Annotated in this window: 24 protein-coding genes and 1 pseudogene; 12 read left to right on the forward strand and 13 right to left on the reverse strand. The window is 68.8% G+C overall.

Features of this window, described 5'->3' with window-relative positions; genetic code table 11:
* The first annotated feature begins 9 nt into the window (after positions 1 to 9).
* Complete coding sequence (locus DYE23_RS14340) at positions 10 to 1,170, forward strand: acyl-CoA dehydrogenase family protein (protein WP_011894299.1); 1,161 nt, start codon at positions 10 to 12, stop codon at positions 1,168 to 1,170.
* Here the strand turns inward: DYE23_RS14340 and DYE23_RS14345 are convergent.
* Complete coding sequence (locus DYE23_RS14345) at positions 1,167 to 2,441, reverse strand: spinster family MFS transporter (RefSeq protein WP_115327462.1); 1,275 nt, start codon at positions 2,439 to 2,441, stop codon at positions 1,167 to 1,169. The two genes, DYE23_RS14340 and DYE23_RS14345, sit on opposite strands and share 4 nt — an antisense overlap.
* 164 nt (positions 2,442 to 2,605) lie before the next feature.
* Between DYE23_RS14345 and DYE23_RS14350 the strand changes: the two genes are divergently transcribed.
* Together DYE23_RS14350 and DYE23_RS14355 are read left to right on the forward strand one after the other, a co-directional pair.
* On the forward strand, positions 2,606 to 2,893 hold the full coding sequence (locus DYE23_RS14350) for a hypothetical protein (protein ID WP_115327463.1): 288 nt from the start codon (positions 2,606 to 2,608) through the stop codon (positions 2,891 to 2,893).
* A 101-nt stretch (positions 2,894 to 2,994) separates the two neighbouring features.
* Positions 2,995 to 3,462, forward strand: a complete 468-nt coding sequence (locus DYE23_RS14355; RefSeq protein ID WP_011894296.1) for a DUF5078 domain-containing protein — start codon at positions 2,995 to 2,997, stop codon at positions 3,460 to 3,462.
* A gap of 171 nt (positions 3,463 to 3,633) precedes the next feature.
* Here DYE23_RS14355 and DYE23_RS14360 read toward each other — a convergent pair whose 3' ends face one another.
* From DYE23_RS14360 to DYE23_RS14370, 3 genes are read right to left on the reverse strand one after another with little or no spacing between them, the layout of a single operon-like run.
* A complete protein-coding gene (locus DYE23_RS14360; RefSeq protein WP_011894295.1) occupies positions 3,634 to 3,963 on the reverse strand; it encodes a DUF732 domain-containing protein in 330 nt (109 codons plus the stop codon).
* Positions 3,960 to 6,866 (reverse strand): MMPL/RND family transporter, encoded by a 2,907-nt coding sequence (locus DYE23_RS14365; protein ID WP_013471710.1) that lies wholly within the window; start codon positions 6,864 to 6,866, stop codon positions 3,960 to 3,962. Before DYE23_RS14365 ends, DYE23_RS14360 begins: the two co-directional genes overlap by 4 nt.
* Positions 6,863 to 7,291, reverse strand: coding sequence for an MmpS family transport accessory protein (locus DYE23_RS14370; RefSeq protein ID WP_011894293.1), 429 nt, complete (start codon positions 7,289 to 7,291; stop codon positions 6,863 to 6,865). The genes DYE23_RS14365 and DYE23_RS14370 overlap by 4 nt, the downstream gene beginning before the upstream one ends.
* A gap of 301 nt (positions 7,292 to 7,592) precedes the next feature.
* On the opposite strand from DYE23_RS14370, the gene DYE23_RS14375 reads away from it, so the two are divergent.
* Complete coding sequence (locus tag DYE23_RS14375; protein ID WP_013471709.1) at positions 7,593 to 8,786, forward strand: cytochrome P450; 1,194 nt, start codon at positions 7,593 to 7,595, stop codon at positions 8,784 to 8,786.
* On the opposite strand, the gene DYE23_RS14380 is transcribed toward DYE23_RS14375, so the two are convergent.
* Complete coding sequence (locus tag DYE23_RS14380; protein WP_115327464.1) at positions 8,766 to 9,185, reverse strand: Rv0313 family protein; 420 nt, start codon at positions 9,183 to 9,185, stop codon at positions 8,766 to 8,768. The two genes, DYE23_RS14375 and DYE23_RS14380, sit on opposite strands and share 21 nt — an antisense overlap.
* Positions 9,186 to 9,251: 66 nt before the next feature.
* Here DYE23_RS14380 and DYE23_RS14385 point away from each other — a divergent pair, with 66 nt between their 5' ends.
* Together DYE23_RS14385 and DYE23_RS14390 are read left to right on the forward strand one after the other, a co-directional pair.
* Complete coding sequence (locus tag DYE23_RS14385; RefSeq protein ID WP_115327465.1) at positions 9,252 to 10,055, forward strand: nuclear transport factor 2 family protein; 804 nt, start codon at positions 9,252 to 9,254, stop codon at positions 10,053 to 10,055.
* A 145-nt stretch (positions 10,056 to 10,200) separates the two neighbouring features.
* Positions 10,201 to 10,746, forward strand: coding sequence for a hypothetical protein (locus tag DYE23_RS14390; RefSeq protein WP_085978052.1), 546 nt, complete (start codon positions 10,201 to 10,203; stop codon positions 10,744 to 10,746).
* A 9-nt stretch (positions 10,747 to 10,755) separates the two neighbouring features.
* Here the strand turns inward: DYE23_RS14390 and DYE23_RS14395 are convergent, their stop codons facing one another.
* Positions 10,756 to 11,478, reverse strand: a complete 723-nt coding sequence (locus DYE23_RS14395; RefSeq protein ID WP_235660404.1) for a hypothetical protein — start codon at positions 11,476 to 11,478, stop codon at positions 10,756 to 10,758.
* Between the two features lie 27 nt (positions 11,479 to 11,505).
* Between DYE23_RS14395 and DYE23_RS14400 the strand changes: the two genes are divergently transcribed.
* Positions 11,506 to 11,997, forward strand: coding sequence for an NUDIX hydrolase (locus DYE23_RS14400; protein WP_011894288.1), 492 nt, complete (start codon positions 11,506 to 11,508; stop codon positions 11,995 to 11,997).
* Positions 11,998 to 12,019: 22 nt separating this feature from the next.
* On the opposite strand, the pseudogene DYE23_RS14405 reads toward DYE23_RS14400, so the two are convergent.
* The 6 genes and pseudogenes from DYE23_RS14405 to DYE23_RS14430 form a co-directional block, all read right to left on the reverse strand.
* Positions 12,020 to 12,415: pseudogene (locus DYE23_RS14405) on the reverse strand (nuclear transport factor 2 family protein); the annotation flags it as partial.
* Positions 12,412 to 13,755 (reverse strand): serine/threonine-protein kinase, encoded by a 1,344-nt coding sequence (locus tag DYE23_RS14410; RefSeq protein WP_115327466.1) that lies wholly within the window; start codon positions 13,753 to 13,755, stop codon positions 12,412 to 12,414. The gene DYE23_RS14410 and the pseudogene DYE23_RS14405, both read right to left, overlap by 4 nt.
* A gap of 29 nt (positions 13,756 to 13,784) precedes the next feature.
* A complete protein-coding gene (locus DYE23_RS14415) occupies positions 13,785 to 14,840 on the reverse strand; it encodes a PDR/VanB family oxidoreductase (RefSeq protein WP_011894286.1) in 1,056 nt (351 codons plus the stop codon).
* Positions 14,840 to 15,742, reverse strand: coding sequence for a metal-dependent hydrolase (locus DYE23_RS14420; protein ID WP_115327467.1), 903 nt, complete (start codon positions 15,740 to 15,742; stop codon positions 14,840 to 14,842). The genes DYE23_RS14415 and DYE23_RS14420 overlap by 1 nt, the downstream gene beginning before the upstream one ends.
* Before the next feature lie 81 nt (positions 15,743 to 15,823).
* Complete coding sequence (locus tag DYE23_RS14425; protein ID WP_013471704.1) at positions 15,824 to 16,315, reverse strand: hypothetical protein; 492 nt, start codon at positions 16,313 to 16,315, stop codon at positions 15,824 to 15,826.
* A 148-nt stretch (positions 16,316 to 16,463) separates the two neighbouring features.
* Positions 16,464 to 16,763, reverse strand: coding sequence for a hypothetical protein (locus tag DYE23_RS14430; RefSeq protein ID WP_011894283.1), 300 nt, complete (start codon positions 16,761 to 16,763; stop codon positions 16,464 to 16,466).
* Between the two features lie 214 nt (positions 16,764 to 16,977).
* Between DYE23_RS14430 and DYE23_RS14435 the strand changes: the two genes are divergently transcribed.
* Positions 16,978 to 18,831, forward strand: a complete 1,854-nt coding sequence (locus tag DYE23_RS14435) for an HNH endonuclease signature motif containing protein (RefSeq protein WP_172527775.1) — start codon at positions 16,978 to 16,980, stop codon at positions 18,829 to 18,831.
* Positions 18,832 to 18,838: 7 nt separating this feature from the next.
* Here DYE23_RS14435 and malQ read toward each other — a convergent pair whose 3' ends face one another.
* Positions 18,839 to 20,992, reverse strand: coding sequence for a 4-alpha-glucanotransferase (gene malQ, locus DYE23_RS14440; protein WP_172527776.1), 2,154 nt, complete (start codon positions 20,990 to 20,992; stop codon positions 18,839 to 18,841).
* A 67-nt stretch (positions 20,993 to 21,059) separates the two neighbouring features.
* On the opposite strand from malQ, the gene DYE23_RS14445 reads away from it, so the two are divergent.
* The 4 genes from DYE23_RS14445 to DYE23_RS14460 all read left to right on the forward strand — a co-directional run bounded on the left by DYE23_RS14445 (position 21,060) and on the right by DYE23_RS14460 (position 26,224).
* On the forward strand, positions 21,060 to 22,235 hold the full coding sequence (locus DYE23_RS14445; RefSeq protein ID WP_115327469.1) for an MFS transporter: 1,176 nt from the start codon (positions 21,060 to 21,062) through the stop codon (positions 22,233 to 22,235).
* Between the two features lie 67 nt (positions 22,236 to 22,302).
* Entirely contained in the window at positions 22,303 to 23,856 is a 1,554-nt protein-coding gene (locus tag DYE23_RS14450) for a carboxylesterase/lipase family protein (protein WP_011894279.1), read from the forward strand.
* A 60-nt stretch (positions 23,857 to 23,916) separates the two neighbouring features.
* On the forward strand, positions 23,917 to 24,807 hold the full coding sequence (locus DYE23_RS14455; RefSeq protein WP_172527918.1) for a sterol desaturase family protein: 891 nt from the start codon (positions 23,917 to 23,919) through the stop codon (positions 24,805 to 24,807).
* Between the two features lie 10 nt (positions 24,808 to 24,817).
* A complete protein-coding gene (locus tag DYE23_RS14460) occupies positions 24,818 to 26,224 on the forward strand; it encodes an NAD(P)/FAD-dependent oxidoreductase (RefSeq protein ID WP_115328968.1) in 1,407 nt (468 codons plus the stop codon).
* The last annotated feature ends 95 nt before the right edge of the window (positions 26,225 to 26,319 follow it).

Here is a 26,319-nt window from a genome sequence, read left to right on the forward strand (position 1 = left end):
GTCGACGCCGTGACGGCGGTCGAACAGGCGCATGCGTTGCGCGATGTGGTTGGTGCGCACGCAGCCGAATCCGAGCAGTTGCGGACGTTGGCCCCGGCGGTCGTCGACGCCATGTGGTCGAGCGGCCTGATGTCGGCCTTCAATCCGTCGGCGGCGGGCGGCTCCGAGCCGACATTCGCCGAGATGATCGAGACCTGGATCGAAATGGCTTGGCAGGACGGCTCGTTCGGCTGGGTCGGGATCGCGAACTTCCCGTCGTCGTTCGCGGCGGCCTCCTACCTGCCCGACAGCGGGTTCGCCGAGGTGTTCACCGCGAACGACAACCGGGTGACGATGGGCGGTCAGTTCTTCCCGAACGGCCAGGGCGTCGCCGTCGACGGGGGTTATCGCCTGACCGGGGCGTGGAGCTTCGGATCGGGGACGGGGCACGCCGAGTACGTCGCCGCGGGGTTCTTCCCGATGGTGGACGGCGAGATGCGCTGGGCCGGTGAGGGAATCCCCGACATGCAGGTGGCCGTCGTGCCGCGCGACCAGGTGTCCTTCAAGGACGGCTGGCATGTGCAGGGGCTGCGCGGCACCGGGTCCTACGACTATGCGATCGACGACGTGTTCGTCCCGCACGACCGGACTTTCGCCTTGTTCACCCGGGAACCGAAACGGGGGAGTTCGCCCGCCGGCAGGATGGGCATGATGCCGGTGACCGCCGCGGGTCACGCCGCGTGGGCGCTCGGGGTCGCCAAGAGCATGCTCGACGACGTCGCCGAACTCGCGGCGACAAAGTTCCGGATGAGCGACATGGCCTCGTTGGCCAGCCGACCTACTTTCCAGAAGGACCTGGCTCATCACGTCGCGGCGTGGCGCGCCGCCCGGCTGCTGGTGCTCGACGCGTTCACCGGCGCCGAGGGCGCGGTGGCCGCCGGCGCCGAGCTGACCCCGACCATGCGCGCCGACATGCGGGTGGCCGCGGTGTTCGCCACCGACACCGCCCGCGGTTGCGCGGAGTGGGCGCATCTGGCCGCGGGCACGACCTCGATCCGGGAGGGCAGCCGCCTGGAGCGGGCCTTCCGCGACATCTACACCGGCACCCAGCACGCGTTCATCAGCGAGAAGGTCGCCATCGACGCCGCGCAGGTCTGGCTCGGTGTCGTCGAGGACCAGTTCGGCCTCTAGTTCACCAGCTCACGCAGATAACGCCGGCTCGCCAGCAGGTAGCAGCCGATGGCGACCAGGTGCATCACCGGTACGACGCACAACAACGCGCGCCCCAGCGACCCGGAGCCGAGTTCGGCCTTCATCGCGTCGCTGATCAATCCCGCCACGAACGGGCCCGCCGAGCCGAGGATCGCGCTGAAGAACAGGAAGATCGCCGACGCGGTGGCTCGCTGTTCGGCCGGCACCAGGCGCTGGATTGCCGCGATCGACGGCGCCATGTACGCCGTGCCGACGACATAGCTCAGCGATATGAAGAGCACCGCCAGGCCGGGGCTGGCCACGAGCAGCCCGAGCGTCGAGAACGGGATCAGCGCCGCGGTCATCAGCGCCACCAGCCACAGCAGCCAACGCGGATCCCGGGCCGACAACCGGTCGGCGACCTTGCCGACGACGAGCAGCCCGAGGATGCCGGTGACGCCGCTGGCGATGCCGTACTGCAGGCCGACGTCGCCCAGCGTCATGCCGCGGGCTCGCATCAGGAACGCCGGTGCGAACGTCGTCAACGCGTATCCGGCCACGGAGATGGACGCCGCGCCGGCGACGATCGCGAGATAGCTGGGCTTGCGCAGGATGTCCCACCACTTCACCGGGACCTGCTGCACCGCAACAGATTCGACGAGCGGTTTCTGCCTGCGTCCGACCACGGCCAGGACCACCGGCACGAACAGGACGCTGATCGCCCCCATCACGACGAAGGCGGTCCGCCAGCCCAGCGCCTGCGCGAGCAGACCGCCGCCGATCAGGCTGGCCGCACTGGCGAGCGGGATGGCCAGCGTGATGACCGCCAGTGGCGCGGCACGGCGCTCCGGGGCGAAGTTGCGGGCGACGTAGGCGTGCGCCGCGGGCGTCGACCCTGCCTCGCCGATCGCCACACCCACGCGGGTCATCGCGAGCTGGAACCCCGACTGCACGGCGCCGCCCAGCATCGTCATCACGCCCCACAGCGACAGACAGCCCGAGATCACCACCCCGTAGGCGCCCCGGTCGGAGATGCGCGCGATCGGGATGCCGATCAGTGCGTAGACGGCGAGGAATCCGAAGCCGTTGATCACCCCGATCGCGGTGTCCGACAACGACAGGTCTTCGCGGATCGGTTCGGCCAGCACCGCGGGCAGGAAGCGGTCGGCGTAGTTCAGTGTGCCGACGACCGCGAGCACACAGACGGCCGACCACGCCCGGGTGGGTCCGTGGGTGTCGCTGGTGGTTTCGGCTGCCGCCGGTGCCGACATCAGATCTCCTCCGCGGGGTGCGTTACAGACGGCTCCCAGAATGTCATGTGCAGGGCGGGCGGGGGTGTCAAAATGGCGTGGCGGGTCCGAACCCGAGTTCGCCGCGGAGCACGCTGGTTATATATGCTAATTACTCTGTCCCGAATTCGATGTGGGAGTGATGCATGGCCTTGCTGAAGACCTGGATGAAGACCGCGCTTCCCGCCGCCGTGATGGCCGGCGGACTCGCCGCGGCCGTCCTGGGATCCGGTGCCGCACCGGCGTTCGCACAGCCCGCTCCGCCCCCGGCTCCCGTCGGTGAGCAGCCCCCGGCGTGGGCCACGCCGAAACCCGCCGAGATCTGGAACGGACATCCGGTCGTGTGGAACTCGGCCTGGGGCGGGCGGTGGGGCGCCTGGATCAACGGGGGCTTCATCTCACTGACGTCCAACCCCGTGACGGGCGGCGGATAAACCGTGATCAGCACCGAAAAACCGACTAGCTGCGCTATACACTCACTGCGGGTGAAGCGCGATCGATCCCCGAACAATCGAACGACAGGGCAGGAGCAACGATGACCGGACTGAAGAGCCGCATCGCGCGGGTGGGTCTGGGTGTCATCGGCGCCGCCGTGATGGGCCTGGGCACCGCCGGACAGGCGATGGCCGACTCGACCGACGACTATCCGATCCCGCGCCGCATCATCCACACCACCTGCGATGTCGAGCAGTACATGGCCGCGGTGCGCGACACCAACCCGGTGTACTTCGAGCGGTACATGATCGACCGCAGCAACCGGCCGGCCGATGTGCAGCAGGCCGCGTTCGACCGCATCCACTGGTTCTTCTCGCTCGACCCGGTGGGCCGTCGCCAGTACTCGGAGAACACCGCGACGAACGTCTTCTACGAGCAGGTGGCCACCCGCTGGGGCAACTGGGCCAAGCTGTTCTTCAACAACAAGGGCGTCGTGGCCCACGCCACCGACGTCTGCATGAACTACCCGCGCGGCGACATGTCCGTGTGGAACTGGGCGGGTCGCTAGACCTGAGTTTCACGGTTCGGCGGCGCCGGGTGTACTGCACCCGGGGCCGCCGAACTTTTTGTGCCGCATGTACTTCCGGCCCGTCGGCGTGAACGCGCGCAAAATGCCACCGCGAGCGGCGTGTCCCTGTGCAGACACGCGCGCTCGCGGTGCGAGGTGGTGGGCCTGGGGTCAGGCCTGGTTGAGGATCGGCAGCCGGTCCGGGCAGTAGGTGCGCAGCGCGGCCGCCAGGAACTGGTAGGCCTGATCGGTCGTCGACCCGGTCTCCAGCTGGTTGTGCACGAACTTCGCCGAGGCGAACACATCAGGATCCACGTTGGTCCGCAGTCGCTTGCACGCGATCTTGCCGATCCAGGCGTTGTAGTCCTTCTGGCCGTAGATGCCGTACGTGTTCAGCTCGTTGGCGAACGCGGTGTCCGGGTCGGCGACCGCCGGCGCCGCCGTGCCGAGGGCACCCAGGGTCATCGCCGCCGCGGCGACACCGATCATGAGGCGCTTCATGCCCTCACTCCTTCCGACGGATCCGATTGCAGCCCGCCGGGTCTCGGCCAGGGCGCGGGGACAGGACGGGTGCGAACCCGTTGCGGCCACCAGAACCAGGGTCCCAGCAGCGCGGCGATGGACGGGGTCATGAATGCGCGGATCACCAGGGTGTCGAACAGCAGACCCAGACCGATCGTCGTACCGACCTGTCCGATGACGGTCAGCTCGCTGACCGACATTGACATCATCGTAAGCGCGAAGACGAGCCCTGCGGCCGTTACCACCGAACCGCTTCCGCCCATCGCGCGGATGATCCCGGTGCCGATGCCGGCGTGGATCTCCTCCTTCAGGCGCGACACCAACAACAGGTTGTAGTCCGCGCCCACGGCCAACAGGATGATCACCGCCATGGCCAACACCATCCAGTGCAGCGGCTGGCCCAGGATGTGCTGCCAGAACAGCACCGACAGGCCGAACGATGCCGCCAGCGACAGCACCACCGTGCCGACGATCACCGCGGCCGCGACGACTGCCCGCGTCAGGATCAACATGATGATGAAGATCAGACCCAGCGCGGCGATACCGGCGATCAGCAGGTCATAGTTGTTGCCGTCCTGCATGTCCTTGAAGACGGCCGCCGTGCCACCGAGGTAGATCTTCGAGCCCTCCAGCGGGGTGCCCTTGACCGCCTCCTTGGCCGCGGTCTTGATCTTGTCGATCTTGGCCACGCCCTCAGGGCTCAGCGGATCACCCTCGTGGGAGATGATGAAGCGCACCGCGTGTCCGTCGGGGGACAGGAACTGTTCGAGACCACGCTGGAAGTCGGCGTTCTCGAAGATCTCCGGCGGCAGGTAGAACGAGTCGTCGTTCATCGAGTCGTCGAACGCCTCACCCATCGCGTCGGCGTCCTCGGACATCGCCGCCATCTGGTCCTGCTGACCCTTCTGCGACTGATACATCGTCAGCATCATGGTCCGCATCGTCTTCATGGTCTCGATCATCTCGGGCATCAGCGCGACCATCTGCGGCATCAGGGTGTCCAGCCGCTTCATGTCGGGGATGATCGCCTTGAAGTCGTCGGTCATGATGTTGATGCCGTCGAGGGTGTCGAACACCGACCGCAACGCCCAGCAGACCGGGATGTTGTAGCAGTGCGGTTCCCAGTAGAAGTAGTTGCGGATCGGGCGGAAGAAGTCGTCGAAGTTCGCGATGCTGTCGCGCAGGTCCTCGATGTCGACGACCATGCCCTCCATCTTCGTGACCATGCTGTGGGTGATGTCGGCCATCTGCGCGGTCAGGCCCGACATCTTCTCCATGGTCTTGATGGTGTTGGCCATCTCGTCGGCCTGCACCAGCATGTCGGCCATCCGGTCCTGCATGTACTTCTCGTTGAGCCGCTGCGTGGTGCCCTGCATGCTCATCTGGAACGGGATGGACGTGTGCTTGATCGGCTTGCCGTCGGGCCGGGTGATCGCCTGCACACGCGCGATGCCCTCGACGCGGAAGAGCGCCTTGGCGATCTTGTCGATGACGAGGAAGTCGGCGGAGTTGCGCAGGTCGTGGTCACTCTCGATCATCAACAGCTCGGGGTTCATCCGGGCCTGGTCGAAGTGCTCGTCGGCGACCGCGTAACCCTGGTTGGCCGGCAGGTCGGCGGGCAGGTAGTCGCGGTCGTTGTAGTTGGTCTTGTAGCCGGGCAGCGCCAGCAGACCCACCAGCGTGATCGCCATCGTCGCGACCAGGATCGGGCCCGGCCAGCGGACGATCGCGGCGCCGATCTTGCGCCAGCCGCGGATCCGCATGGCCCGCTTGGGCTCGAGCAGCTTGCCGAAGCGGGTCGCCACGCTGATGCACGCGACCATCAGCACGACGCCGGCCATCACGACCACGAACATGCCGATCGCCAGCGGGACACCCATGGTCTGGAAGTAGGGCAGCCGGGTGAAGCTCAGGCAGAACGTCGCGCCGGCGATGGTCAGGCCGGAGCCCAGCACCACGTGCGCGGTGCCGTGGAACATCGTGTAGTACGCGGTCTCCTTGTCCTCACCGGCGGTACGCGCCTCCTGATATCGGCCTATCAGGAAGATCGCGTAGTCGGTGGCCGCGGCGATGGCCAGCGTCACCAGAAGGTTCGTCGCGAAGGTGGACAGACCGATGATCTCGTGATGGCCGAGGAACGCCACGACGCCACGCGCGGTGGCCAACGACATGACCACCATCACCAGCGTGATGAGCACCGTCACGATGGAGCGGTAGACCAGCAGCAGCATCACGATGATCACCGTGAACGTCGCCGCCTCGATCAGCCGCATGCTGCGGTCGCCGGCGATGTGCTGGTCGGCGGCCAGCGCCGCGGGACCGGTCACGAACGCCCGGACGCCCGGGGGCGGCTCCAGGCTGCTGACGGTCTGCTGGACGGCCTTCACCGACTCGTTGGCCAGCGCCTCGCCCTGGTTTCCGGACAGCTTGACCTGGACGTAGGCGGCCTTGCCGTCATTGCTCTGTGATCCCGACGCGGTGAGCGGGTCGCTCCAGAAGTCCTGCACGGACTGCACGTGCGCGGTGTCGGCCTCCAGCCGGTCGACCAGCTCGTCGTACCACGCGTGGGCTTCGTCGCCGAGGGGTTGGTCGCCCTCGAACACGATCATCACCGAGCTGTCGGAGTCACCCTCCTCGAACAGCTCGCCGACCTTCTTCATCGAGATCATCGACGGGGCGTCGTTCGGGCTCATCGAGACGGCCTGCGCCTCGCCGACCGTCTCGAGCTGCGGGACGGTGACGTTGACGACGACGATCAGCGCGATCCAGCCCAGGATGATCGGCACGGCGAACAGCCGGATCATGCGGGGGATGAACGAGCGATGGGGCCCGTGCGCGGCGGGGAACTCGTCGGTGCGGGCGTCGGACACGGGTGCGCTCATGCGGATTTCACAAAGCAGAAGGTCTGGGCGTTCAAGCCGTCCGTGGTCCTCTCGTCCTTCAACTCGTCGTCGACGAAGATCCGGCACGTGATGGTGCTGCTGTCACCCTGGGCGACGATGTTGGGCGCGGCGGACGGCTCGGTGGTCTCCAGCGTGAGCGACCAGGGCAGCGCCGCGCCGTCGACCCGCTGCGGCTTGGCGTCGAGGTCGAGATAGTTCACGTCGGCGTAGGAGCCGTTGCCGATGATCTCGTACCGGACCACCTTGGGGTCGAACGGTTCCGGCAGGTCGGCGAAGTTGCGGGGTGTCTCGATGATGCCCTCGGAACCGAAGAACGTCCGGATGCGGGAGACGGTCGCTCCGGCGATGACCACGACGACGACGATGAGCAGCGGCAGCCACACTTTTTTGCCGATGGCGATCACGACAGCTGACCCGGCGATATGGCGCGCATGAAACCCCTGGGAATTCGTTTCGAATGTTCTGCTGAGAGTAACTTAGCCGATATAAGTTCTCATTCGGCCACAGATTAACTCAAGCCAATGTGTTGCTGCTAACCCGTTTATCCCACGGGCGATCCACGTCACACAATGTCACCGGGAAGATCGCCGGGGCCGGTCGCCCCGCGGGCCGCCGGACCGCCCTTGACCGTCCGTCAATAACGCTGCTAGACATAGCGACAGCCCGACGCTGAGCGGTTGCACAGTCGATGAGGAGCATACGCGGATGACAGTGGCCGAGCTCTATTACGACCCCTACGATTCGGCAATCACCGCCGACCCCTATCCGACGTACGCGCGGCTGCGCGACGAGGCTCCTCTGTATTACAACGAGCGCTACGACTTCTGGGCGCTGTCCCGCCACGCCGACGTCGAAAGTGCGCTGCTGGACTGGTCGACGTTCTCCAACAGCCGCAGCGACATCCTCGAGCTGGTGAAATCCGACTTCGACATGCCCAAGGGCGTGATGATGTTCGAGGACCCCCCCGAGCACACCATGCTGCGCGGACTGATGTCGCGGGTGTTCACACCTCGCCGGATGGCCGAGATCGAGGACCAGATCCGCCGCTACTGCGTGAACTGCCTCGACCCGCTGGTGGGCAGCGACGGGTTCGACGTGATCGCCGAGCTGGCCGCGATGATGCCGATGCGGGTGATCGGCATGCTGCTCGGGATCCCCGAATCCGAGCAGGTGTCGGTGCGCGACGCCAACGACGCGAACCTGCGCACCAGGCCGGGTGCGCCGATGAAGGTGGCCGATCCCGACAAGATCGCCGACGGGCGCATCTACGCCGAATACGTCGAGTGGCGCGCGGCGAACCCGTCCGACGATCTGATGACCGCGCTGCTCAACGTGGAGTTCACCGACGAGACCGGGGTCGACCGCAAGCTGACGCGCAAAGAGGTGCTGCACTACACCCAGGTCGTCGCCGGCGCCGGCAACGAGACCACCGGAAGGCTGATCGGCTGGCTGGCGAAGGTGCTGGCCGAACATCCCGACCAGCGCCGCGAGGTCGTCGAGGACCGGTCACTGCTGGGCAGGGTCATCGACGAGACGCTGCGCTTCGAGCCCACGGGTCCCCACGTCGCGCGCTACCTGGCCCGGGATTTCGACTACGCCGGCACCACCGTCCCGGCGGGTAGCGCGATGCTGCTGCTGTTCGGCGCCGCCAACCGCGACGAGCGCCGCTACCGCGATCCCGACAGGTTCGACATCCACCGCGAGAACATCAGCCACCTGACCTTCGGCAAAGGACTGCACTACTGCCTGGGGGCCAACCTCGCACGGCTGGAGGGAAGGGTGGCGCTCGACGAGATCCTCAACCGGTGGCCGGAATGGGACATCGACTACCCGACCGCGCGGCTGGCCCCGACGTCGACCGTGCGCGGATGGGAGCACCTACGAATGCTGGTCGGGTGACCCGGCGACTCCGGCATCCGGGCCCGAGTCCAGCACGCTGACCGCGATGCCGTACGGCAGGAACCTCACCCGCCGGCTCGGATCGGTGTTGTCCTTGTTCGCGCGCAGCGCGTCGAGCTCCGTCGGATACACCTGCTCGATGCGTGCGCCACCCGCGCCGTCGACCGTGAAGATCGCCCACACACCGTCGCCGGCCTCACCCGTCGTCTCCGGCCGGGTCCGCGGGCGGGTGCCTCGCGAGAACTCGTCGAACAACACCGACCAGCCCGTGCGCTCACCCGGCGTGTTCACGAACCTGCCCAGACCTTCGAGCGCGTCGCGCAGTCCCTCACCGGCCTCCCGCACCATGCGGTCGAGATCCTCGGGATCGAACCCGAACGGGCCGTTGCTGTTACTCATACCCACCAGTGTGCCCGCCCCGGCGGATCTGGTCGACTGTCACGTGCCGAGGTGGTAGGCATCCATATGCCCTTCACACGAGCCGACGTCGCGGCCGCGGCGCAGCGGTCCCTGGCCGCCGCCGCAGCGCACGACCGGGAGACCTGGATCGGCCTGTTCACCGCCGACGGCCGGGTGGAGGATCCCGTCGGCTCCGCACCGCACCGGGGGCGCGCAGCCATCGGGCGCTTCTACGACACCTTCATCGCGCCGCGCACCATCACCGCGCATGTGCAAGGCGAGGACATCGTCGTGGACACCACCGTGCTGCGCGACGTGGAACTCGAGATCGAGATGAGCCCCGCGGTGTCGCTGCGGGTGCCGACCTTCATCCGCTACGACCTGCGTGCCGACGGAGACGATCTGCAGGTCTGTGCGCTGTCGGCGTACTGGGAACTGCCGGCCATGATCGGTCAGTTCGCCCGCGCCGGGCTGGGCGTGGTGCCGGTCGGGGTGTCGCTGGGCCGCTCGATGTTCGCCAACCAGGGCATCGGGGGCAGCGTCGGGTTCCTGCGCGGGTTCCGCGGCTCGGGCAGTGCGGGCAAGCGGGTCTTCGCCCGATTCCTCGACGACGCGTGCGGCGGCGACGAGGTCGGGATGCGTCGGCTGCGGTCCGACGCGCCCGTCACCCTCGGCGACGGTGACCCACTGACCTCGTCGGACGTCGTCGGGTACCTGTCGGGCGGCACGTGGAGCAAGCTCATCGCGTCGGGCGACGCCGTCGCCGCGCGGGTCGACACCGACGGTCACCACCGGATCCTGCTCGCCGACACCGCCGGCGGGCTCACCCGCGAGCGTCCCACGATCACGCGGGTCAGGCTGTTCGCCTAGATCAGGCAACGTTTCGGTCGCGGTATCGCGCCGAGGCCGCCGGACGTGAGAACGTAGCAGCACCATGTCCGTTCCCTCCGCGTCACCGTCGTCGCCACCGCCCGCCGACCGCGAGCCCGCCGTCGAGCCGCTTCCCGCCGACTACATGACCTATGAGGAGTTCGGGCGCCGCTTCTTCGAGACCGCGGTGTCCGAGCAGCGCGTCGCGTCCGCCATCGGGGCGATCGCCGGCGACGAGTTCGAGATGGGACCCATGGCGCAGGGTCCCGGCCGCATCGCGAAGGTGACCGCCCGGGTGCGCATCCAGCAGCCCCGGGTGAACCGTGAGCTCGGCGAGCTGATCACCTTCGCGATCCGCATCCCGCTGGAGATCGACATGGTCGTCGACCTGCGGATCGACAAACCGAAGTTCATGGTGTTCGGCGAGATCTCGCTGCGCGCCACCGCGAAGGCGGCCGAGCCGCTGCTGCTGATCCTCGACGTGGAGAAGCCCCGGTCCGCCGACATCTCGATCCACGTGACGTCGAAGACGCTGCGCGCCGAGGTGGTGCGCATCATCGGCGGCATCGACGCCGAGATCAAGCGGTTCATCGCGATGCACGTCGCCGGCGAGATCGACAGCCCCGGGTCTCAGAAGGCCAAGGTCATCAACGTGGCCGAGACCATCGACGAGGCGTGGACCGGGATCTGACGGGCCCGGTCACAGCAGCTCGGTTCGCCACTCGGGCAACCTCCCCGAGATCTGGACCACCCCGGGGCCGAACGTGACGGCGGTGAGCTGAAGGCCGTGCGCCATCTCCGGAAGTGACACCGGATAGGCCGGTGTGCGGCCGGGCAGCCGCCAGCGTGTGCTGCCGATACCCACCCTGCGCGCGGTCAGCCACAGCGTCGACCCGTCGATCCTCGCCTCGACCTCGACGTGGCCGAGCCGCGGATAACCCGCCCACCCCAGCCGTGCCACCCCGTCCTCGCCGATTCTCCCGGCCAGGCGAGGCGCCGCGGCGCGGAGCAGGTCGTCGAGCGCCGGCGCCGGCAGATCCAGCGTCACGTCGACGGGCGCCGCGACCAGCACGACCGGAGCGCCCGGTTTCATGTGCACGTTGTGCAGGATCACCGTTGCCTGATCGAAATGGGTTGTCCGCCAATCGATGTCCTCGGCAGTCACGGTGACGTCGTTGAGCTGACCGACCGACAGGCCGTGCACGTCCAGCCGGGAGTCGAACCGGGTGACCGTGAGGCGGACGTCCCCGTCGCCGAGACGCACGGTGAGCCTGCGCCCCAACACCAGTCGCCGCACGGTCATGAACAGCGTCCGGTAGGCCGTCGCCGCGCCACTGTTGACCGGCACCATCGCCGCCGTCGACCAGAGCGAGGTGAGCAGTTCGACCGGCCGGAACGGGTCGAACCGTCGGGGACTGGTCATGATGGCGCCCATACTATCGTCGGTCGGGTGCCCAAGCTCAGTGCCGGACTGCTGCTGTTCCGGGAGACCGACGGCGTGGTCGAAGTCCTGCTGGGACACCCCGGCGGTCCGTTCTGGGCCCGTAAAGACGAAGGGGCATGGTCGATTCCGAAGGGGGAGTACGCCGACGGCGACGACCCGTGGGCGGTCGCGCAGCGCGAGTTCACCGAGGAGACCGGCAAGCCGGTGCCTGCGGGACCGCCGATCGGTCTGGCTCCGGTCCGCCAGCCCGGCGGCAAGGTGGTCACCGCCTTCGCGGTGCGCGGCGACCTCGACCTCGACGGCACGTTCAGCAACACGTTCACACTGGTGTGGCCCCGAGGCTCCGGCACGGTCAGGGAGTTCCCGGAGATCGACCGGGTGGAGTGGTTCGACCTGGCGACGGCGCGGGTGAAACTGCTGAAGGGCCAGCGCCCGCTTCTCGACGAGCTGGAGAAGGTGCTCGCACACGACGGACCGGACGCGTCTCGATCGCGTTGATCGTCAGCGCGCGGCCGTGGATGCGCCAGCCCCTGGCGGTGCGCAGGTATTCGTCGTCGTAGCGCAGGTGCCACACCACGTCGGTCGCGGCGCCGGAGCCGTCCACCGTCCAGTGGTGCGCGACGCAGGTGATGCGCCCCAGCGCGTAGTCACGGTCGTCACCGCGCGCGTAGACCTCGCCGACGATCGCGTGCTCGGTGCGGGTCACCTGATTCAGCGCCGCGAGTGCCGTGCGTACCCCGTCGCGTCCGTGGTGGCGGAGTACGGGCTCCAGCGACCGCGGCGGGTCGGGGACACGGAACTCGGCTGTGTCGGTGAACAATTCGACGACATCGGCGAACCTGCGATCGTCGACCGCCGACGCGTAGAGATGGACGAGGTCGCTCACAGCGAGGCGGTCGGGCACGTCGAGGGTCATGGCAGCGGGGGTTGTCCGTTGCTCTCCCGGATGGCGCGGCGGCACTCGCGCCGTGTCTGGCCTGTCTGCTCCATGCAGGTCAGCACGGGGAACGCCTCCGCGTCGGACAACGGCTGCTCGGTTGGGTCCGGCGGGGGCGTGGACGTCGGGGTGGGCAGCGTGCCCTGCGTCAGCGACCAGATCGTGCCTGCCGATCCCGGCACCGCGGCGCAGTAGGCGGTGGTGCCGTCGCCCGTCGTCGCGGTGGCATCCAACGGCGCGCAGTTCGCGCCGATGACGACGGAGGCCGGGGTCGCCGGCGGGGTCGCGGTGGTGGTCGATGACTTGGCCGATGTGGTGGGCGCTGTCGTGCGGGCCATCGGCGGCGGATCGGCGCGGTCGGCACGGTCGGCGCGCAGGACCTCGAACGCGGCCACCGCCACGGCGGCGACCAGCAGCACGGCCAGCGCGACGGGGATCAGCACCGCCGGCCTGATCCGGGACGTGTGCGCCGGGGCGCCGGCGTCCAACCGCGCGTTGAGTTCGCGGGCGAAGTCGGCGCAGCGGGGGTAGCGGGCGGCGGGGTCCTTGGCCAGCGCCCGGGTCAGCACCGGATCCACCGCGGCGAGCTCCGGCCGGTGCGCCGCCACCGTCGCCGGCGCGGAGTTGAGGTGCCGGCTGATCACCACGGCGGGATTGGAATGCGAAAACGGCGGGGATCCGGTCAACAGATGAAAAGCGGTGGCGGCCAACGCATACTGGTCGGCCCGCCCGTCGAGGTCCTGGCCCATCAGCTGTTCGGGGGCCGCGTAGGAGACTGTCCCCACCGTCATGTTGGTGGCGGTGAGGCCACTGATGTCGTTGTCCCACCTCGCTATCCCGAAGTCCGCCAACATGATCCGCCGAGTATTCGAATCCGGGCGGGCGATCAGGATGTTGGCGGGTTTGACGTCGCGGTGCAGCAGATGCCGGTCGTGTGCGTAATCGAGGGCGTCGGCCACCGCGGTGACGATCTGCGCGACCTCGGCAACCGGCAACCCGGTGCGGTAGTCCTCGGCCAGCAGGTGCGCGGCGTCGGCGCCCTCGACGTAGTCCATCGAGATCCAGATCCGGCCGGCGTCCTCGCCGCGATCGTGCACCCCGACGATGTGGGGATGCCACAGCGTGGCCGCGATGTCGGCCTCCCGCTCGAACCGCTTCCGGTACTCCACGTCGGCCGACACCGACGCGGGCAGCACCTTCAGCGCGTCCCGACGGGGCAGCCGCGGATGCTGCGCGAGATACACCTCGCCCATGCCGCCGGAACCCAGAAGGCGCACGATCGTGTAACCCGCGAACGTCTCGCCAGCGGCCAACGGCATTGCCGCATCGTACGACGTACCGGCGGACCTCAGAGGTCCAGCGCGAGAACGGTTCCCTCCGCGGCACGCGACACGCAGGGCAACATCAGTCCCGCGGCGCGTTCGGCGTCGGTCAGCAGGGTGTCGCGATGGTCGACCTCGCCGGAGAGCACCCGGGTGCGGCAGGTGCCGCAGAAACCCTGCCGGCACGAGTAGGGAGTTGTCACCCCGGCACGGCCCAGAGCTGCCAGGAGCGTCTCGTCGACGCCCACGTCGACGGTCACACCGGCGGCCGCGACCCGAAACGGTCTGCCGTCGACGACCGGGGGAGCGGCGAACCGTTCGAAGTGCAGTTCGACGTCGTCGCGCCCGACGAGCGCGTCCCGCACCGCGGTCAGCATCGGCGCCGGCCCGCACGCGTAGACGCTCGTGTCCGCCGGGCAGTCACCGAGCAGCTCGGCGGCCGTCGGCAGTCCGCGGCGATCATCTGTGCGGATCTCGACGGGGGAGCCGAAGGCGGCGACCTCGTCGACGAAGGGGAGGGCATCGGCCGACCGGCCCGTGTAGACCATCGACCAGTCGACGCCGAGGCTGCGCGCGAGCGCGAGCATCGGCAGGATCGGTGTGATGCCGATACCGCCCGCGATGAAACGGAATCGGCGCGCCGGCGACCCGTAACCGGGCACCGCCAACGGAAACGCGTTGCGCGGGCCGTGAGTTCGTACTGTCGAGCCCACCGGCAACGCGTCGTGCACCTCGACCGACCCGCCGCCACCGTCGGGGATGCGCCGGACCGCGACGCGGTAGTGACCCGCGGTCGGCTCCCCGCACAGGCTGTACTGCCGGATGCGCCCACTGGGCAGATGCAGATCCAGATGGGCGCCCGGATGCCAGCGGGGCAGATCGTCGCCGGACAGCGTCAGCTCCACGACGTCCTGGTCGCGCGCGACGACGCGGCGGGAGGTGACGGTGAGCGGGAAGGTCTCCGGCACGCCGTCCGGCGGGCGGATACGCCGCATGGCGGCCGACGTGGCGAACATGCCGTGCAGCGCGGCGTCGGCCAGGCCGATCGTCACGTCGTACCGGAGACGGCCGAGGACACCCATCACAGATGCGCGGCGCGCGCCGCCGGTGAGGCCGCCAGGTAGGCGACCGCCTGCGCGGTGGAGCCCAGCTGCTCCGGCGAATAGCCGGGCCGGAAATAGCTCAGCGTGTTCGCACCGAACAGCCTGCGGTACAGGGGGAGCAGCCCCAGCTTCGAATCGCGCATGCGCATCCGGTTGAACTTCCACCACGACGCGTCCACGGACGGATCGGTGCTGGTCAGATACCAGGCGGCACGCTGGAAGAACACGAACAGCATGGACGCCGCGATCGTCATCGCCCGGATGCGCGCGAAGTAGCTGTCGTGGAAGTAGACCGCGACGTCATGGGCGACGCTGCGATGCTCGACCTCCTCGCTGCCGTGCCAGCGGAACAGATCAACCAGCGTCGGGTCGGCGCCGTGGTCGTCCCAGGTGCAGTTCAGCGCGAAATCGCCCATCACCGCGGTGTAGTGCTCGATCGCGGCGATCAACCACAGCCGGTCGCAGAGGTGGTTGAGACGTCGCGCCTCGTCCGCGGAATCATCAAGGGGTGCAAGCGATTCACCGAACAGATGATCGACCTGGCCAAGTATCGGCGCGGGGTCGACCCCGTGGCGCACCATCACGTCGTGCAGCACCTGGTCGTGGACGTCGGCGTGGGTCGCCTCCTGCCCGATGAACCCGCGGATGTCGTCGGCGAGCTTGGGATCCTTGACCAGGGGCAGGGCTTCGTTGAAGGTCTCGACGAACCAGCGCTCACCGGCGGGCAGCAAGATGTTCAGCACGCTGACGACGTGCGAGGCGACCGGATGGCCCGGGATCCAGTGCAGTGGGACATCCGAGACGTCGAAGTGCACCTTGCGGGCCTGGATCTGGACGGGACCGGGATCGACCTCGGCGGAAAAACGGCGCGGCCGCAACATCAGCGCTCCATTCGTCGTGAACGTGCGACGAGTTTACGACGAATGGTGGGAACGCGGGTACCGGTTAGTGGTCGCGGCGTGTCAGGGGCGCGGCGAGGTGTTCGCGATGATCGGCGCGCCACCGCCCTGCGGCACGCTCTGCACGATGCCCGGCTGCGGTGGGGCCACGCCGGCACCGGGAGCGCCGGCGATCGGGACCAACGGCGTGGGAGTGACCGTCGTGACGCCGTTCGCACCGACTGTCGGTCCACCCGTGGGGCCCATCGCCTTGATCTGGTCGGCGGCCTCCTGGGTGCAGTCGAGCATCAACAGCATGCGACCGCCGCTGGTCACCTTCTGCGAGCCGACCAGGCATGCCGACTGCGGCAGCACGCTGCCGGTGGATCCGCCGAAGAAGGCCTTGATGCCCTGGCTCTTCAGAATCGCCAGGGCACGCCCGTACTGCTCACCGACGACATTGGAGGGATGCGCCGCAGCACCGGGCTGCGGCTGCGAGATCGCGGCTCCCGCGCCCAGCAGTGCGACAGAACCGGCAGCGATGAAACCGCCGCTGAGCACGACGAGCTTGTTCACGAAAACTCCCTCGGTTGGTATGCGGTGCGAACATATCGCAGCAGTGACGAATGTGAAACCGCTGCAGCAGGCCCCGGCGTTACAGAGGGGCCGCCCGATCACGCGAACGGGGCACCCCTTGGGGGCGCCCCGCGTCCGGTCGCACCGGCTACTTCACGTTGATGTAGTAGACGTGGCCGGTGATGGTGTTCTGGTAGGTGCGGTCGTTGGCGTAGTCCTGGACGGTGCCGCGGATGGCGGGGCCGCGGTTGATGCCGACGACGCTGGCGTCGTCGAGGTCGACGTCGGCGAGCTTGTTCACGATGACCCGGTTGCCCTGGGCTTCCAGGGAGCTGATGGTGGCCTGGGCGTCGCCTCCGGTGGGGGCGGCCAGGGCCGGGGCGGCCAGTCCGAGGAACGCGGCGGACAGGGCGGCGGCTGCGGTGGTGGCGATCGTGAGGTTCTTCATGGTTCTCAACTTCTTCTTCTGTGGTGGTGGGCGATCCTGGTGTTCTGATGGCTTGAACCCGCAGGTCAACCGGATAATTCCGGTGGCAGGAATTGATCGGCCGATGGCAGGAAGTAGCCGTCCGGTGCGCGCGTTTATCCCCAGATCCGTTTTGATCCACAGCCTTTGAAATCTGCCCTGTTGGCCGCTATGGGCAGCGGGCAGAATGGAACACATGTTCGATGGATCGCTACCCGAGCCGGCCACGCTGGCCGCTGCCAGCGACACCGACCTCGCCCACGCGATCACCGGCTGGGCAGCCGCCTCGGCAGCAGCTGAGGCCCGCAAACTGGCCGCGATCGCCGAACTGCACCGCCGCGCCACCGAAGGCCAACTCCACGAACGCGACGCCGTCGATGACACCGACGCCGCCGCCGCACACATCTCCTGCGCACTGACCATCAGCCACGGCCACGCCCTGGCCCTGATCGACCTGGCGACCACCCTGCGCGACCGACTCCCCCACACCGGGGCACGATTCCTCGCCGGTGACCTCGCCACCACCATGATCACCGTCATCGCCTGGCGCACCGCCCTGGTCACCCCGGCCGCGCTGCCCGCGATCGACACCGCGATCGCCCAACGCGCCCACACCTGGGGACCACTGACCCAGAAAAAGCTCGCCGCCGCCATCGATGTCTGGGTCCACCGCTACGACCCCGACGCCGTGCGACGCACCCGCAACGCGATGCGCGGCCGCTACTTCGCCGTCGAGACCGCCACCCGCGCCGACACCGCCGGTGACCCCGCGACCGGCACCGTGGCCGTGCACGGACGCCTCAGCGCCACCGACGCCGCACTGACCCGCCAACGCCTCGCAGTCATGATCGCCACCGTGTGCCCCGATGACCCCCGCACCATGGACCAACGCCGCGCCGACGCCCTCGGCGCCGTCATGGCCGGCTCCACCTTTCTGGCCTGCGCCTGCGACGACCCCGACTGCCCCGCCAAAATCGACGACGGCCGCGCCACCAGCATCACCGTCCACGTCCTGGCCGACCCCGACAGCCTCCACACCGAACCCGACCCCCACACCCACGGCGACACCCCACCAGCCACCCACACCGAACACGCCGAAACCGAAGCCCAAGCCCGCGAGGCCGGGGTCGAAGCCGAAGACGGGACAGCCGCCGAACAAGCCCACGCCGAGGTCGAAGCCGACCAAGCCGAGGTCGAAGCCGAGGTCGAGGTCGAAGCCGAAGCCGAGATCGAAGTCGAGATCGAAGTCGAAGTCGAAGTCGAAGGAGACGCTGACACTGAACCCGGCTGGGCCCAACCCGAAGCGCCCAGCCCCGTCGAGCCTGCTGCCCCGGTCGGGGATCTACCGGCACTCATCATCGGCGGCGGCATCGTGCCCGCACCCCTGCTCGCCGAACTGATCGCCCGCGGCGCCACCATCCGCTTCGTCCACGCCGAGGGCCTCGGCGACGAACCCCGCTACCGCCCCTCAAGAGCCCTACAACGCTTCGTACACGCCCGCGACATCACCTGCCGATTCCCCGGCTGTGACCGCCCCGCCACCCACGCCGACATCGACCACACCCAACCCTGGCCCACCGGCGCGACGCACCCGGCCAACACCAAAAGCTATTGCCGACTCCATCACCTGATCAAAACCTTCCGTCCCGGGTGGACCGACACCCAACACCCCGACGGCACGCTGGTCATCACCACACCCACCGGAACCCAGTGCACGACAAAACCGTTGAGCACCCTGCTGTTCCCGAACTGGAACACCACCACCCCACAACCCCCAACCCCACGACCACACACCCCGACCCCGCCCGACCAGCACCACCGAAACCTCAAAATGCCCACCCGCCGACGCACCCGCGCCCACAACCGCGCCGCCTACATCACCCGCGAACGACACCTCAACAACCTCGAACGCACCACACAACAAGCGCGCGAACCGTTCCCCCAAACAGGCATTCCGGAAGGAACACCAAATCCGTTACCGCAGAGCGACTGTGACACCCCACGCCCCACGCGACCACACGACTACGGCAACGACCCGCCACCGTTCTGAACGGAAGTCAGGCGGGTGGCGTCACCGCGGCGCGCATCGCCTCACAGAGGGCCGCCGCGCGCGGGTCGTCGAAGATGTCGTCGAGCAGCACCTGCCGGCCGTCCGGCCCGGCGAGCGGCACCCGCCAGTTCGGGTACTCGTCGGTCGTACCCGGCTGATTCTGGGTGCGCACCTCGCCGACCGCGTCGGCCAGCGAGAGCGCCAGCAGCCGCGACGGCGTCAATCCCAGGTAGCGGTGCAGCGCCAGCACCGTCTCGTCGACGTCGGCCTCCGACTCGGCATCGCCGCCGAGCAGCCCGACTCGCCGCAACTCCGCCCTCCAGGCCTGCTGGTGCTCCCGGTCGCCGGCCAGCTCCTCCTCGGCGGGGCGGGTCAGCAGGCCCAGCTCGTCGCGCAGCCGGACATGTTCGCCGGCCAGATAACCCGCGGTGGGCGGCAGGTCGTGTGTCGTCACCGCCGACAGGCAGAACTCCCTCCAGCGTTCCGCCGGCAGGGGCTGCCGTCCCTCCTCGGTCATCTCGAACCACAGGATCGACGTGCCGAAGAGACCGCGATCACGCAGATGGTCACGCACCCACGGCTCGACCGTCCCGAGGTCCTCGCCGACGACGACCGCGCCGGCCCGGTGGGCCTCCAACGCGACGATGCCGATCATCGCCTCATGGTCGTACCGCACGTACGTACCTTCCAGCGGCAGTGCACCCTTCGGGATCCACCACAGCCGGAACAACCCGATGATGTGGTCGATCCGCACCCCACCGGCATGCCGCAGCACAGCGTTGACCAGCGCACGGAACGGTTCGTATGCCGCCTCCGCGAGACGGTCGGGCCGCCACGGCGGCTGCGACCAATCCTGACCGAGCTGGTTGAACTCGTCCGGGGGAGCGCCCGCGGTGACACCGAGAGCGAGCACGTCCTGCAGGGCCCACGCGTCCGCGCCGTCGGGATCCACTCCCACGGCGAGGTCGTGCATGATGCCCAGATCCATGCCTGCCCGCACCGCGGAGTCCTGGGCGGCCGAGAGCTGTTCGTCGACCAGCCATTGCAGCCAGCAGTGGAAATCGATGTCCTTGGAATGCTTTTGGGCGAACGCCGACACCGCCTCGGTGCGCGGGTGTCGCAGTTCCTCGGGCCACTGATGCCAGTCGGCACCGTGTTTCTCGGCCAGCACACACCACGTCGCGAAATCATCGAGACTGCGGCCCTGCCGTTGCCGGAACGCCCGATAGGCGATCTCCCGCCCCGGCGAACGCTCCACGAGATACACCGTCTCCAGCGCGGCACGCTTGGCCTTCCACGCGCGGTCGCGCTCGATCTGCCCGGAGCGGGCGGCGCGCGCCTGCACCTGCGTCTGAGCCTTGCGGATCCGGCTGCGGTGGCGCACGTAGGCGTATTCGGGCACCGCCTCCACCCGCAGATACAGCGGATTGACGAACCGGCGTGACGTCGGCAGGTAGGGCGAGGGCTCCATCGGCGCCACCGGTGAGGCGGCATGCATCGGGTTCACCAGCACGAAGCCCGCGCCGTGACGCGCTGCCGACCACACCGCGATATCGGCGAGGTCGGTCAGATCGCCTGTGCCCCAGGACCGCCGGGACCGCACGCTGTACAACTGGGTGGACAGCCCCCAGGTGCGGCCCACCGGGCGCGCCGGGAGCGAGGCGGGCGCAACGATCACCGCCGTGCTCACGTCCTGCGAGCCGATCTGCAGGTGCAGCCGGTGGTAGCCGATCGGCAGGTCGGGGGGAAGCTCGAACGACGCCTCTCCCACCAGCCGACCATCGAGATCGAATGGCGGCCTGTTGTTTTCGAGTTGTCGCAGACCGGTACGGACGCTGCCGTCTTCGAGCCTCAGCCACAACCGGGCCGGGTCGCCGTGGGTGACATGCACCCAGAACGGTGTGGCCGCACCGGCGCGCCCCACCACCGTCGCCGGCAGCGCGCGGCCCCAGTAGCCGCGGTCGTGCTCGGCCAGGGCGGCTTCGCGCTCGCGCTCGGTGGTGGCGGGCACGCCGAGCGCGTCGAGCACCCCAATCAGCGTGGACGCCGACACCCGTACGGACCCGCCGGTCCAGTCCGTGTACTGGGTCGCGACCCCGTACCGCGCCGCGAGTTCGGTCAGGGACGGGGACACCTCGAGCACCTCGGGGTCAACGGTCATGGATGCAATCTTGCCCCGGCTACGCGCGGCGCGTGACCTCAAGGGCGCTTCGGTAGGGTCGCACCTCATGGCGTCCGACGCGCGCATCAGGCGGGCCCGGGCGGCATCTGCTGCGTTGTTCCTCACCAACGGTGCGCTGTTCGCCAACCTGCTTCCGCGCTTCCCGGAGATCAAGTCCGACCTCGCGATGTCCAACGCGGGCTACGGCGCGGCCGTCGCCGCGTTCTCCGCCGGGGCGCTGCTCGCGGGCCCCGCCGCCGGTGCGTTGATCCGCCGGTTTCAGTCGGCGCGCGTCGCGGTGGCCACGACGGTCGCGTTGGCGTCGCTGATCGTGACCGCTGCTGTGGCGCCGACACCGCTGGTCTTCGCCGCCACGCTGCTGTTCGCCGGGGCGAGCGACGCGATCACCGATGTCGCGCAGAACGTCAACGCGCTTCGGGTGCAACGCAACTACGGCCGGTCGATCATCAACTCCCTGCACGCGATCTGGGCGGCGGGGGCCATCACCGGCGGCCTGATGGGGGCCGGGGCCATCGCACTGGGTGTTCCCCGCGCGATCCACCTCGTCGTCGCCGCGGTGCTGTTCTGTGCGATCGTGTGCGCCGCCTATCCGTACCTATTGAAGGGGCCCGACCACGACGACCACCCGTCGGCCCGCGACGGCGGCACCGCCCGGGTTGGACCGATGGTGTACCTGACGCTGCTCGCGCTGGTGGCCCTCGCGATGGCCGGTGCGACGGTGGAGGACGCCGGAAGCTCCTGGGCCACCCTGTATCTGCGTGACGAACTGGGCGCCCCGGGCGCCGTCGCGGCGTTCGGCTACGTCGCGCTGGTGGGCTTCCTGTTCGTCGGCAGGCTGATCGGTGACCGGCTGGTGGACCGGTACGGTGACCGCGCCGTCGCCCGCGCCGGCGGGATGATCACCGCCGTCGGCATGGGGATCGCGCTCGCGTTCCCGACAGTCCCCGGCACCATCGTCGGGTTCGCCGCAGCCGGCCTCGGCGTCGCCACCGTGATCCCGGCCGCCATGCGCACCGCCGACGAGTTGCCGGGGCTACGTCCCGGCACCGGGTTGACGATGCTGACGTGGCTGATGCGCATCGGATTCCTCGGCGCCCCGTTGATCGTCGGCGTCGTCGCCGACGCCGTCAGCCTGCGCGCCGGCCTGCTGAGCGTGCCGATCGCGGGGATCGCGATCATCGCGCTGGCGGCCGCGTTGCTCACCGCCCGCAGACGACGTTGAGCAGCGAGAACCTCTCACGCCCACCCGCTGGTACACTGGCGTACCGATCGACCGAAGGGAGCTCGGTATGACCGCGGAGGCGACACCCCGCAGTTCAGCACCGGTCGTGGACACCTCGACCGGCCCGGTCCGTGGCCTCGACGACGGAATCATCAAGTCCTGGAAAGGCGTTCCGTACGCGGCCGCGCCCGTCGGCGAACTCCGCTGGCGTGCGCCCGAGCCGCCGCCGGCCTGGACCGAACCCCGGGACGCGACCCGCGTCGGACCCGTCTGCCCGCAGCCGACCGACCCGAAGATCCCGCTCGACCTCGGCGCGCCGCAGGGCGAGGACTTCCTGTCTCTCAACGTCTGGGCGCCGTCAGGCACCCAACCCGGCGACCGCAAACCGGTGATGGTGTGGGTGCACGGCGGCGCCTACGTCCTCGGATCGGCCAGCCAGCCTCTCTACCACGGACGCGCGATGGCCGGCGCCGGCGACGTCATCGTGGTCACCGTCAACTACCGCCTCGGCGCGCTCGGGTTCCTCGAGCTCAGCACGCTCGACGATTCGGGCCGCTTCGCGTCCAACCTCGGACTGCGCGACGTGCTCGCTGCGCTGGGCTGGGTGCGTGACAACATCGCCGCCTTCGGCGGCGACCCCGGCCGGGTCACCGTGTTCGGCGAGTCCGCCGGCGGGGGCATCGTGACCTCGCTGCTGGGCAGCCCCGCCGCGGCCGGACTGTTCCACGCCGCAATCGCCCAGAGTTCACCGGCGACGTCGATGTACGACGTCGGCCGCGCCCGCCGGGTGGCCACGAGGTTCCTCGAGGTGATCGGGGTCGACCGCGCCGACATGTCGGCCCTCACCACGGCACCCATCTCGGCCCTCGTGGAGGCCTCGCGCACGGTGTTCAACGAGGTTCCGGTGCGCACCCCGGGCACGTTGGCGTTCGCACCGACCATCGACGGCGACCTGCTGCCCGACTACCCGGTCAACCTCGCGCGCAACGGCAAGACCCATCCGGTACCGCTGCTGATCGGTACGAACAAGAACGAGGCGGCGCTGTTCCGGTACATGAAATCGCCGCTGATGCCGGTCGCGCCTGAATCGGTCAGGGCGATGTTCGCCGAGATCTCGGCCGAGCAACCCACCCTGCAACTGCCCAGCGAGGACCATCTGCGCGGTATCTACCGCGGCCGGGGCAAGAACCACGCGCTGGGACTGACCAGTGACCTCGGCTTCCGCATGCCGTCGATCTGGTTCGCCGACGGCCACCGCGCGGTCGCACCCGTCTACCTCTACCGCTTCGATTTCGCCACACCGCTGCTGCGCGTGGCGCGACTGCACGCCGCGCACGCGACCGAGCTGCCGTTCGTCTGGGGCAACCTGGGCTCCGGACGCAAGGACCCGACGTTCGCACTCGGCGGCCGCAAGTCGGGAACCGCTGTGTCGCAACGCATGCAGAGCCGGTGGACGAACTTCGCCGCGAACGGCGACCCGTCGGCACCCGGCGCACCCACCTGGCGGCCCTACGACGCAAGCCGCGCCACGCTCGTCATCGACAAGCACGATTCGGTGGTCGACGACCTCGACGCGCACGTGCGCCGCGCCTGGGGCGACGACGTCCTGAGCTTCCTGTAGCGCCGTACACTCACCTCGGAGGTGCTCACCGTGGAGTTCCTGGAATTCCTTCCGCCGCAGATGCGCGAACCCGTGCTGTTCGCGATCCCGTTCTTCCTGCTGCTGCTGGCCATCGAGTGGACCGCGGCGCGCAAGCTCGAGCACGCCGTGGAAGGCGGCACGGACGAGGATGGCACGCCCGCCGCCGGCGCGTACCACACCCGCGACTCGTGGGCGAGCCTGTCGATGGGGCTGGTCTCCACCGTCACCATGAGCGTGTGGAAGTTCTTCGCGCTGTTGGGATACGCCGCGATCTACGCCTATCTGGCCCCGTGGCAGCTGTCGCCGACGCAGTGGTACACGTGGGTGATCGCGATCGTCGGGGTGGACCTGCTGTTCTACGTCTATCACCGCACCGCACACCGGGTCCGGCTTGTCTGGGCCACCCACCAGGCGCACCACTCGAGCCGGTACTTCAACTTCGCGACCGCGCTGCGCCAGAAGTGGAACAACAGCGGCGAGATCCTGATGTGGATTCCGCTGCCGCTGCTGGGGGTTCCGCCGTGGATGGTCTTCGTGGCGTTCTCCATCAGCCTGATCTACCAGTTCTGGATCCACACCGAGCACATCGGAAAGCTCTGGCGGCCCTTCGAATTCGTGTTCAACACGCCGTCGCACCACCGGGTGCACCACGGCATGGACCCGCTGTATCTCGACAAGAACTACGGCGGGATCCTGATCATCTGGGATCGCCTGTTCGGCACCTTCCAGCCGGAGGTGTTCCGGCCGCACTACGGGCTGACCAAACCCGTCGACACGTTCAACATTTGGAAACTCCAGACCCACGAATACGCGGCGATCTGGCGCGACGCCCGGGCCGCGCGCGGCGTCCGCGCGAAACTGGGCTACATCTTCGGCCCGCCCGGATGGCAGCCCGCGCAGGTGCAGACCCCCGCGTCCGTCGCGCCGTAGTGTGCGCGCTGTGAAGACCGTCTTCGACGCCCCCGTCGACCCCGCCCTGATCGACCGCTCGCTGGCCGGTGCCGCCCTGGGGTCGGTGTGGCTCGACATCGCGCGCCCGGAGTTCGGCACCCCCGGCGGGCCGGTCACCTGCGACCTGCTCGTGGTCGGTGGCGGCTACACCGGACTGTGGAGCGCGCTGCATGCCGCGCGCCGCCACCCCGATCGGCGCATCGTGCTCATCGAGGCCGACCGGATCGGCTGGGCCGCCTCGGGCCGCAACGGTGGGTTCGTCGACGCGAGCCTGACCCACGGGTACGAGAACGGGAAGTCGCGCTGGCCCGACGAGCTGTCGACCCTCGAGGCGATGGGAATCGAGAACCTCGACGGGATGCAGGCCGAGATCGCGGAGCTCGGGCTCGACGTCGAGTGGGAACGCACCGGGATGCTCGCCGTCGCCACCGAACCGCACCAGGTCGAATGGCTGCGCGACGCGGCGGCGCAGGGACAGGGCACCTACCTCGACCAGGCCCAGGTCCGCGCCGAGGTGAACTCGCCCACCTACCGGGCGGGTCTGTTCAGCCCGGACACGTGCGCGATCGTGAATCCTGCCAGGCTGGTCTTCGAGCTCGCCCAGGCCTGCCGCGACGCCGGCGTCGAGATCTACGAACACACCCGCGCCAACCGGGTCGACTCCGGGGGAGCGGCGCTGCGCGTGCACACCGACGGACCCGTCGTCACGTGCCGCCAGGTCATCCTGGCCACCAACGTCTTCCCGAGCCTGCTGCGGCGCAACCGCCTGCACACCGTTCCCGTCTACGACTACGTGCTGGCCACCGAACCGCTGACCGGCGAGCAGCTCGACCGCATCGGTTGGCGCCACCGGCAGGGAATCGGCGACTCCGCCAACCAGTTCCACTACTACCGCCTCACCGCGGACAACCGGATCGTGTGGGGCGGCTACGACGCGGTCTACCACTTCGGCCGACGCGTCGACCCGGCCTACGAGGATCGCGCCGAGACCTACCGCCGTCTGGCCGCACACTTCTTCCTCACGTTCCCCGCGCTCGACGACGTCCGATTCACCCACCGGTGGGCGGGCGCGATCGACACCAACACCCGGTTCTGCGCGCACTGGGGTCTGGCCCGGGAGGGCCGCGTCGCCTACGTCAACGGGTTCACGGGCCTGGGCGTGGGCGCCGCACGGTTCGCCGCCGACGTCTGCCTCGATCTGCTCGACGGCACCCCCACCCCCCGTACCCGGCTGAACATGGTGCGCCGCAAGCCGATTCCGTTCCCGCCCGAGCCCTTGGCGAGCGTCGGCATCCAGGCCACCCGCTGGTCTCTGGACCGCGCCGACCATTCGGCCGGACGCCGCAACCTGCTGCTGCGTGCGCTCGACGCCGCAGGTCTGGGCTTCGACTCCTGACCCGACGGCGTCACTCCGGGCCCCTCCCCGTTGTGTAACGCCCCGTTATGTAACCGCGATGAGCCAGTTACAGCGCCTGTGCCATCGGGTACGGG

Origin of the sequence: Mycolicibacterium gilvum (assembly GCF_900454025.1) — a bacterium.
Classification (GTDB): domain Bacteria; phylum Actinomycetota; class Actinomycetes; order Mycobacteriales; family Mycobacteriaceae; genus Mycobacterium; species Mycobacterium gilvum.

Bases quoted from the DNA above. Each gene is read 5' to 3' on its own strand.
- DYE23_RS14415 (WP_011894286.1), bottom strand. From the start codon at position 14,840: ATGGGTGTCCTCGGCCGTCTCCGGTACGACGTGACGATCGGCCTGGCC.
- DYE23_RS14455 (WP_172527918.1), top strand. From the start codon at position 23,917: ATGCGCGAACCCGTGCTGTTCGCGATCCCGTTCTTCCTGCTGCTGCTG.
- DYE23_RS14345 (WP_115327462.1), bottom strand. From the start codon at position 2,441: ATGTCGGCACCGGCGGCAGCCGAAACCACCAGCGACACCCACGGACCC.
- DYE23_RS14420 (WP_115327467.1), bottom strand. From the start codon at position 15,742: ATGTTGCGGCCGCGCCGTTTTTCCGCCGAGGTCGATCCCGGTCCCGTC.
- malQ (WP_172527776.1), bottom strand. From the start codon at position 20,992: ATGACCGTTGACCCCGAGGTGCTCGAGGTGTCCCCGTCCCTGACCGAA.
- DYE23_RS14380 (WP_115327464.1), bottom strand. From the start codon at position 9,185: ATGAGTAACAGCAACGGCCCGTTCGGGTTCGATCCCGAGGATCTCGAC.
- DYE23_RS14395 (WP_235660404.1), bottom strand. From the start codon at position 11,478: ATGACCAGTCCCCGACGGTTCGACCCGTTCCGGCCGGTCGAACTGCTC.
- DYE23_RS14450 (WP_011894279.1), top strand. From the start codon at position 22,303: ATGACCGCGGAGGCGACACCCCGCAGTTCAGCACCGGTCGTGGACACC.
- DYE23_RS14390 (WP_085978052.1), top strand. From the start codon at position 10,201: ATGACCTATGAGGAGTTCGGGCGCCGCTTCTTCGAGACCGCGGTGTCC.
- DYE23_RS14435 (WP_172527775.1), top strand. From the start codon at position 16,978: ATGTTCGATGGATCGCTACCCGAGCCGGCCACGCTGGCCGCTGCCAGC.
- DYE23_RS14430 (WP_011894283.1), bottom strand. From the start codon at position 16,763: ATGAAGAACCTCACGATCGCCACCACCGCAGCCGCCGCCCTGTCCGCC.
- DYE23_RS14365 (WP_013471710.1), bottom strand. From the start codon at position 6,866: ATGAGCGCACCCGTGTCCGACGCCCGCACCGACGAGTTCCCCGCCGCG.
- DYE23_RS14350 (WP_115327463.1), top strand. From the start codon at position 2,606: ATGGCCTTGCTGAAGACCTGGATGAAGACCGCGCTTCCCGCCGCCGTG.
- DYE23_RS14410 (WP_115327466.1), bottom strand. From the start codon at position 13,755: ATGCCGTTGGCCGCTGGCGAGACGTTCGCGGGTTACACGATCGTGCGC.
- DYE23_RS14445 (WP_115327469.1), top strand. From the start codon at position 21,060: ATGGCGTCCGACGCGCGCATCAGGCGGGCCCGGGCGGCATCTGCTGCG.
- DYE23_RS14360 (WP_011894295.1), bottom strand. From the start codon at position 3,963: ATGAAGCGCCTCATGATCGGTGTCGCCGCGGCGGCGATGACCCTGGGT.
- DYE23_RS14375 (WP_013471709.1), top strand. From the start codon at position 7,593: ATGACAGTGGCCGAGCTCTATTACGACCCCTACGATTCGGCAATCACC.
- DYE23_RS14385 (WP_115327465.1), top strand. From the start codon at position 9,252: ATGCCCTTCACACGAGCCGACGTCGCGGCCGCGGCGCAGCGGTCCCTG.
- DYE23_RS14355 (WP_011894296.1), top strand. From the start codon at position 2,995: ATGACCGGACTGAAGAGCCGCATCGCGCGGGTGGGTCTGGGTGTCATC.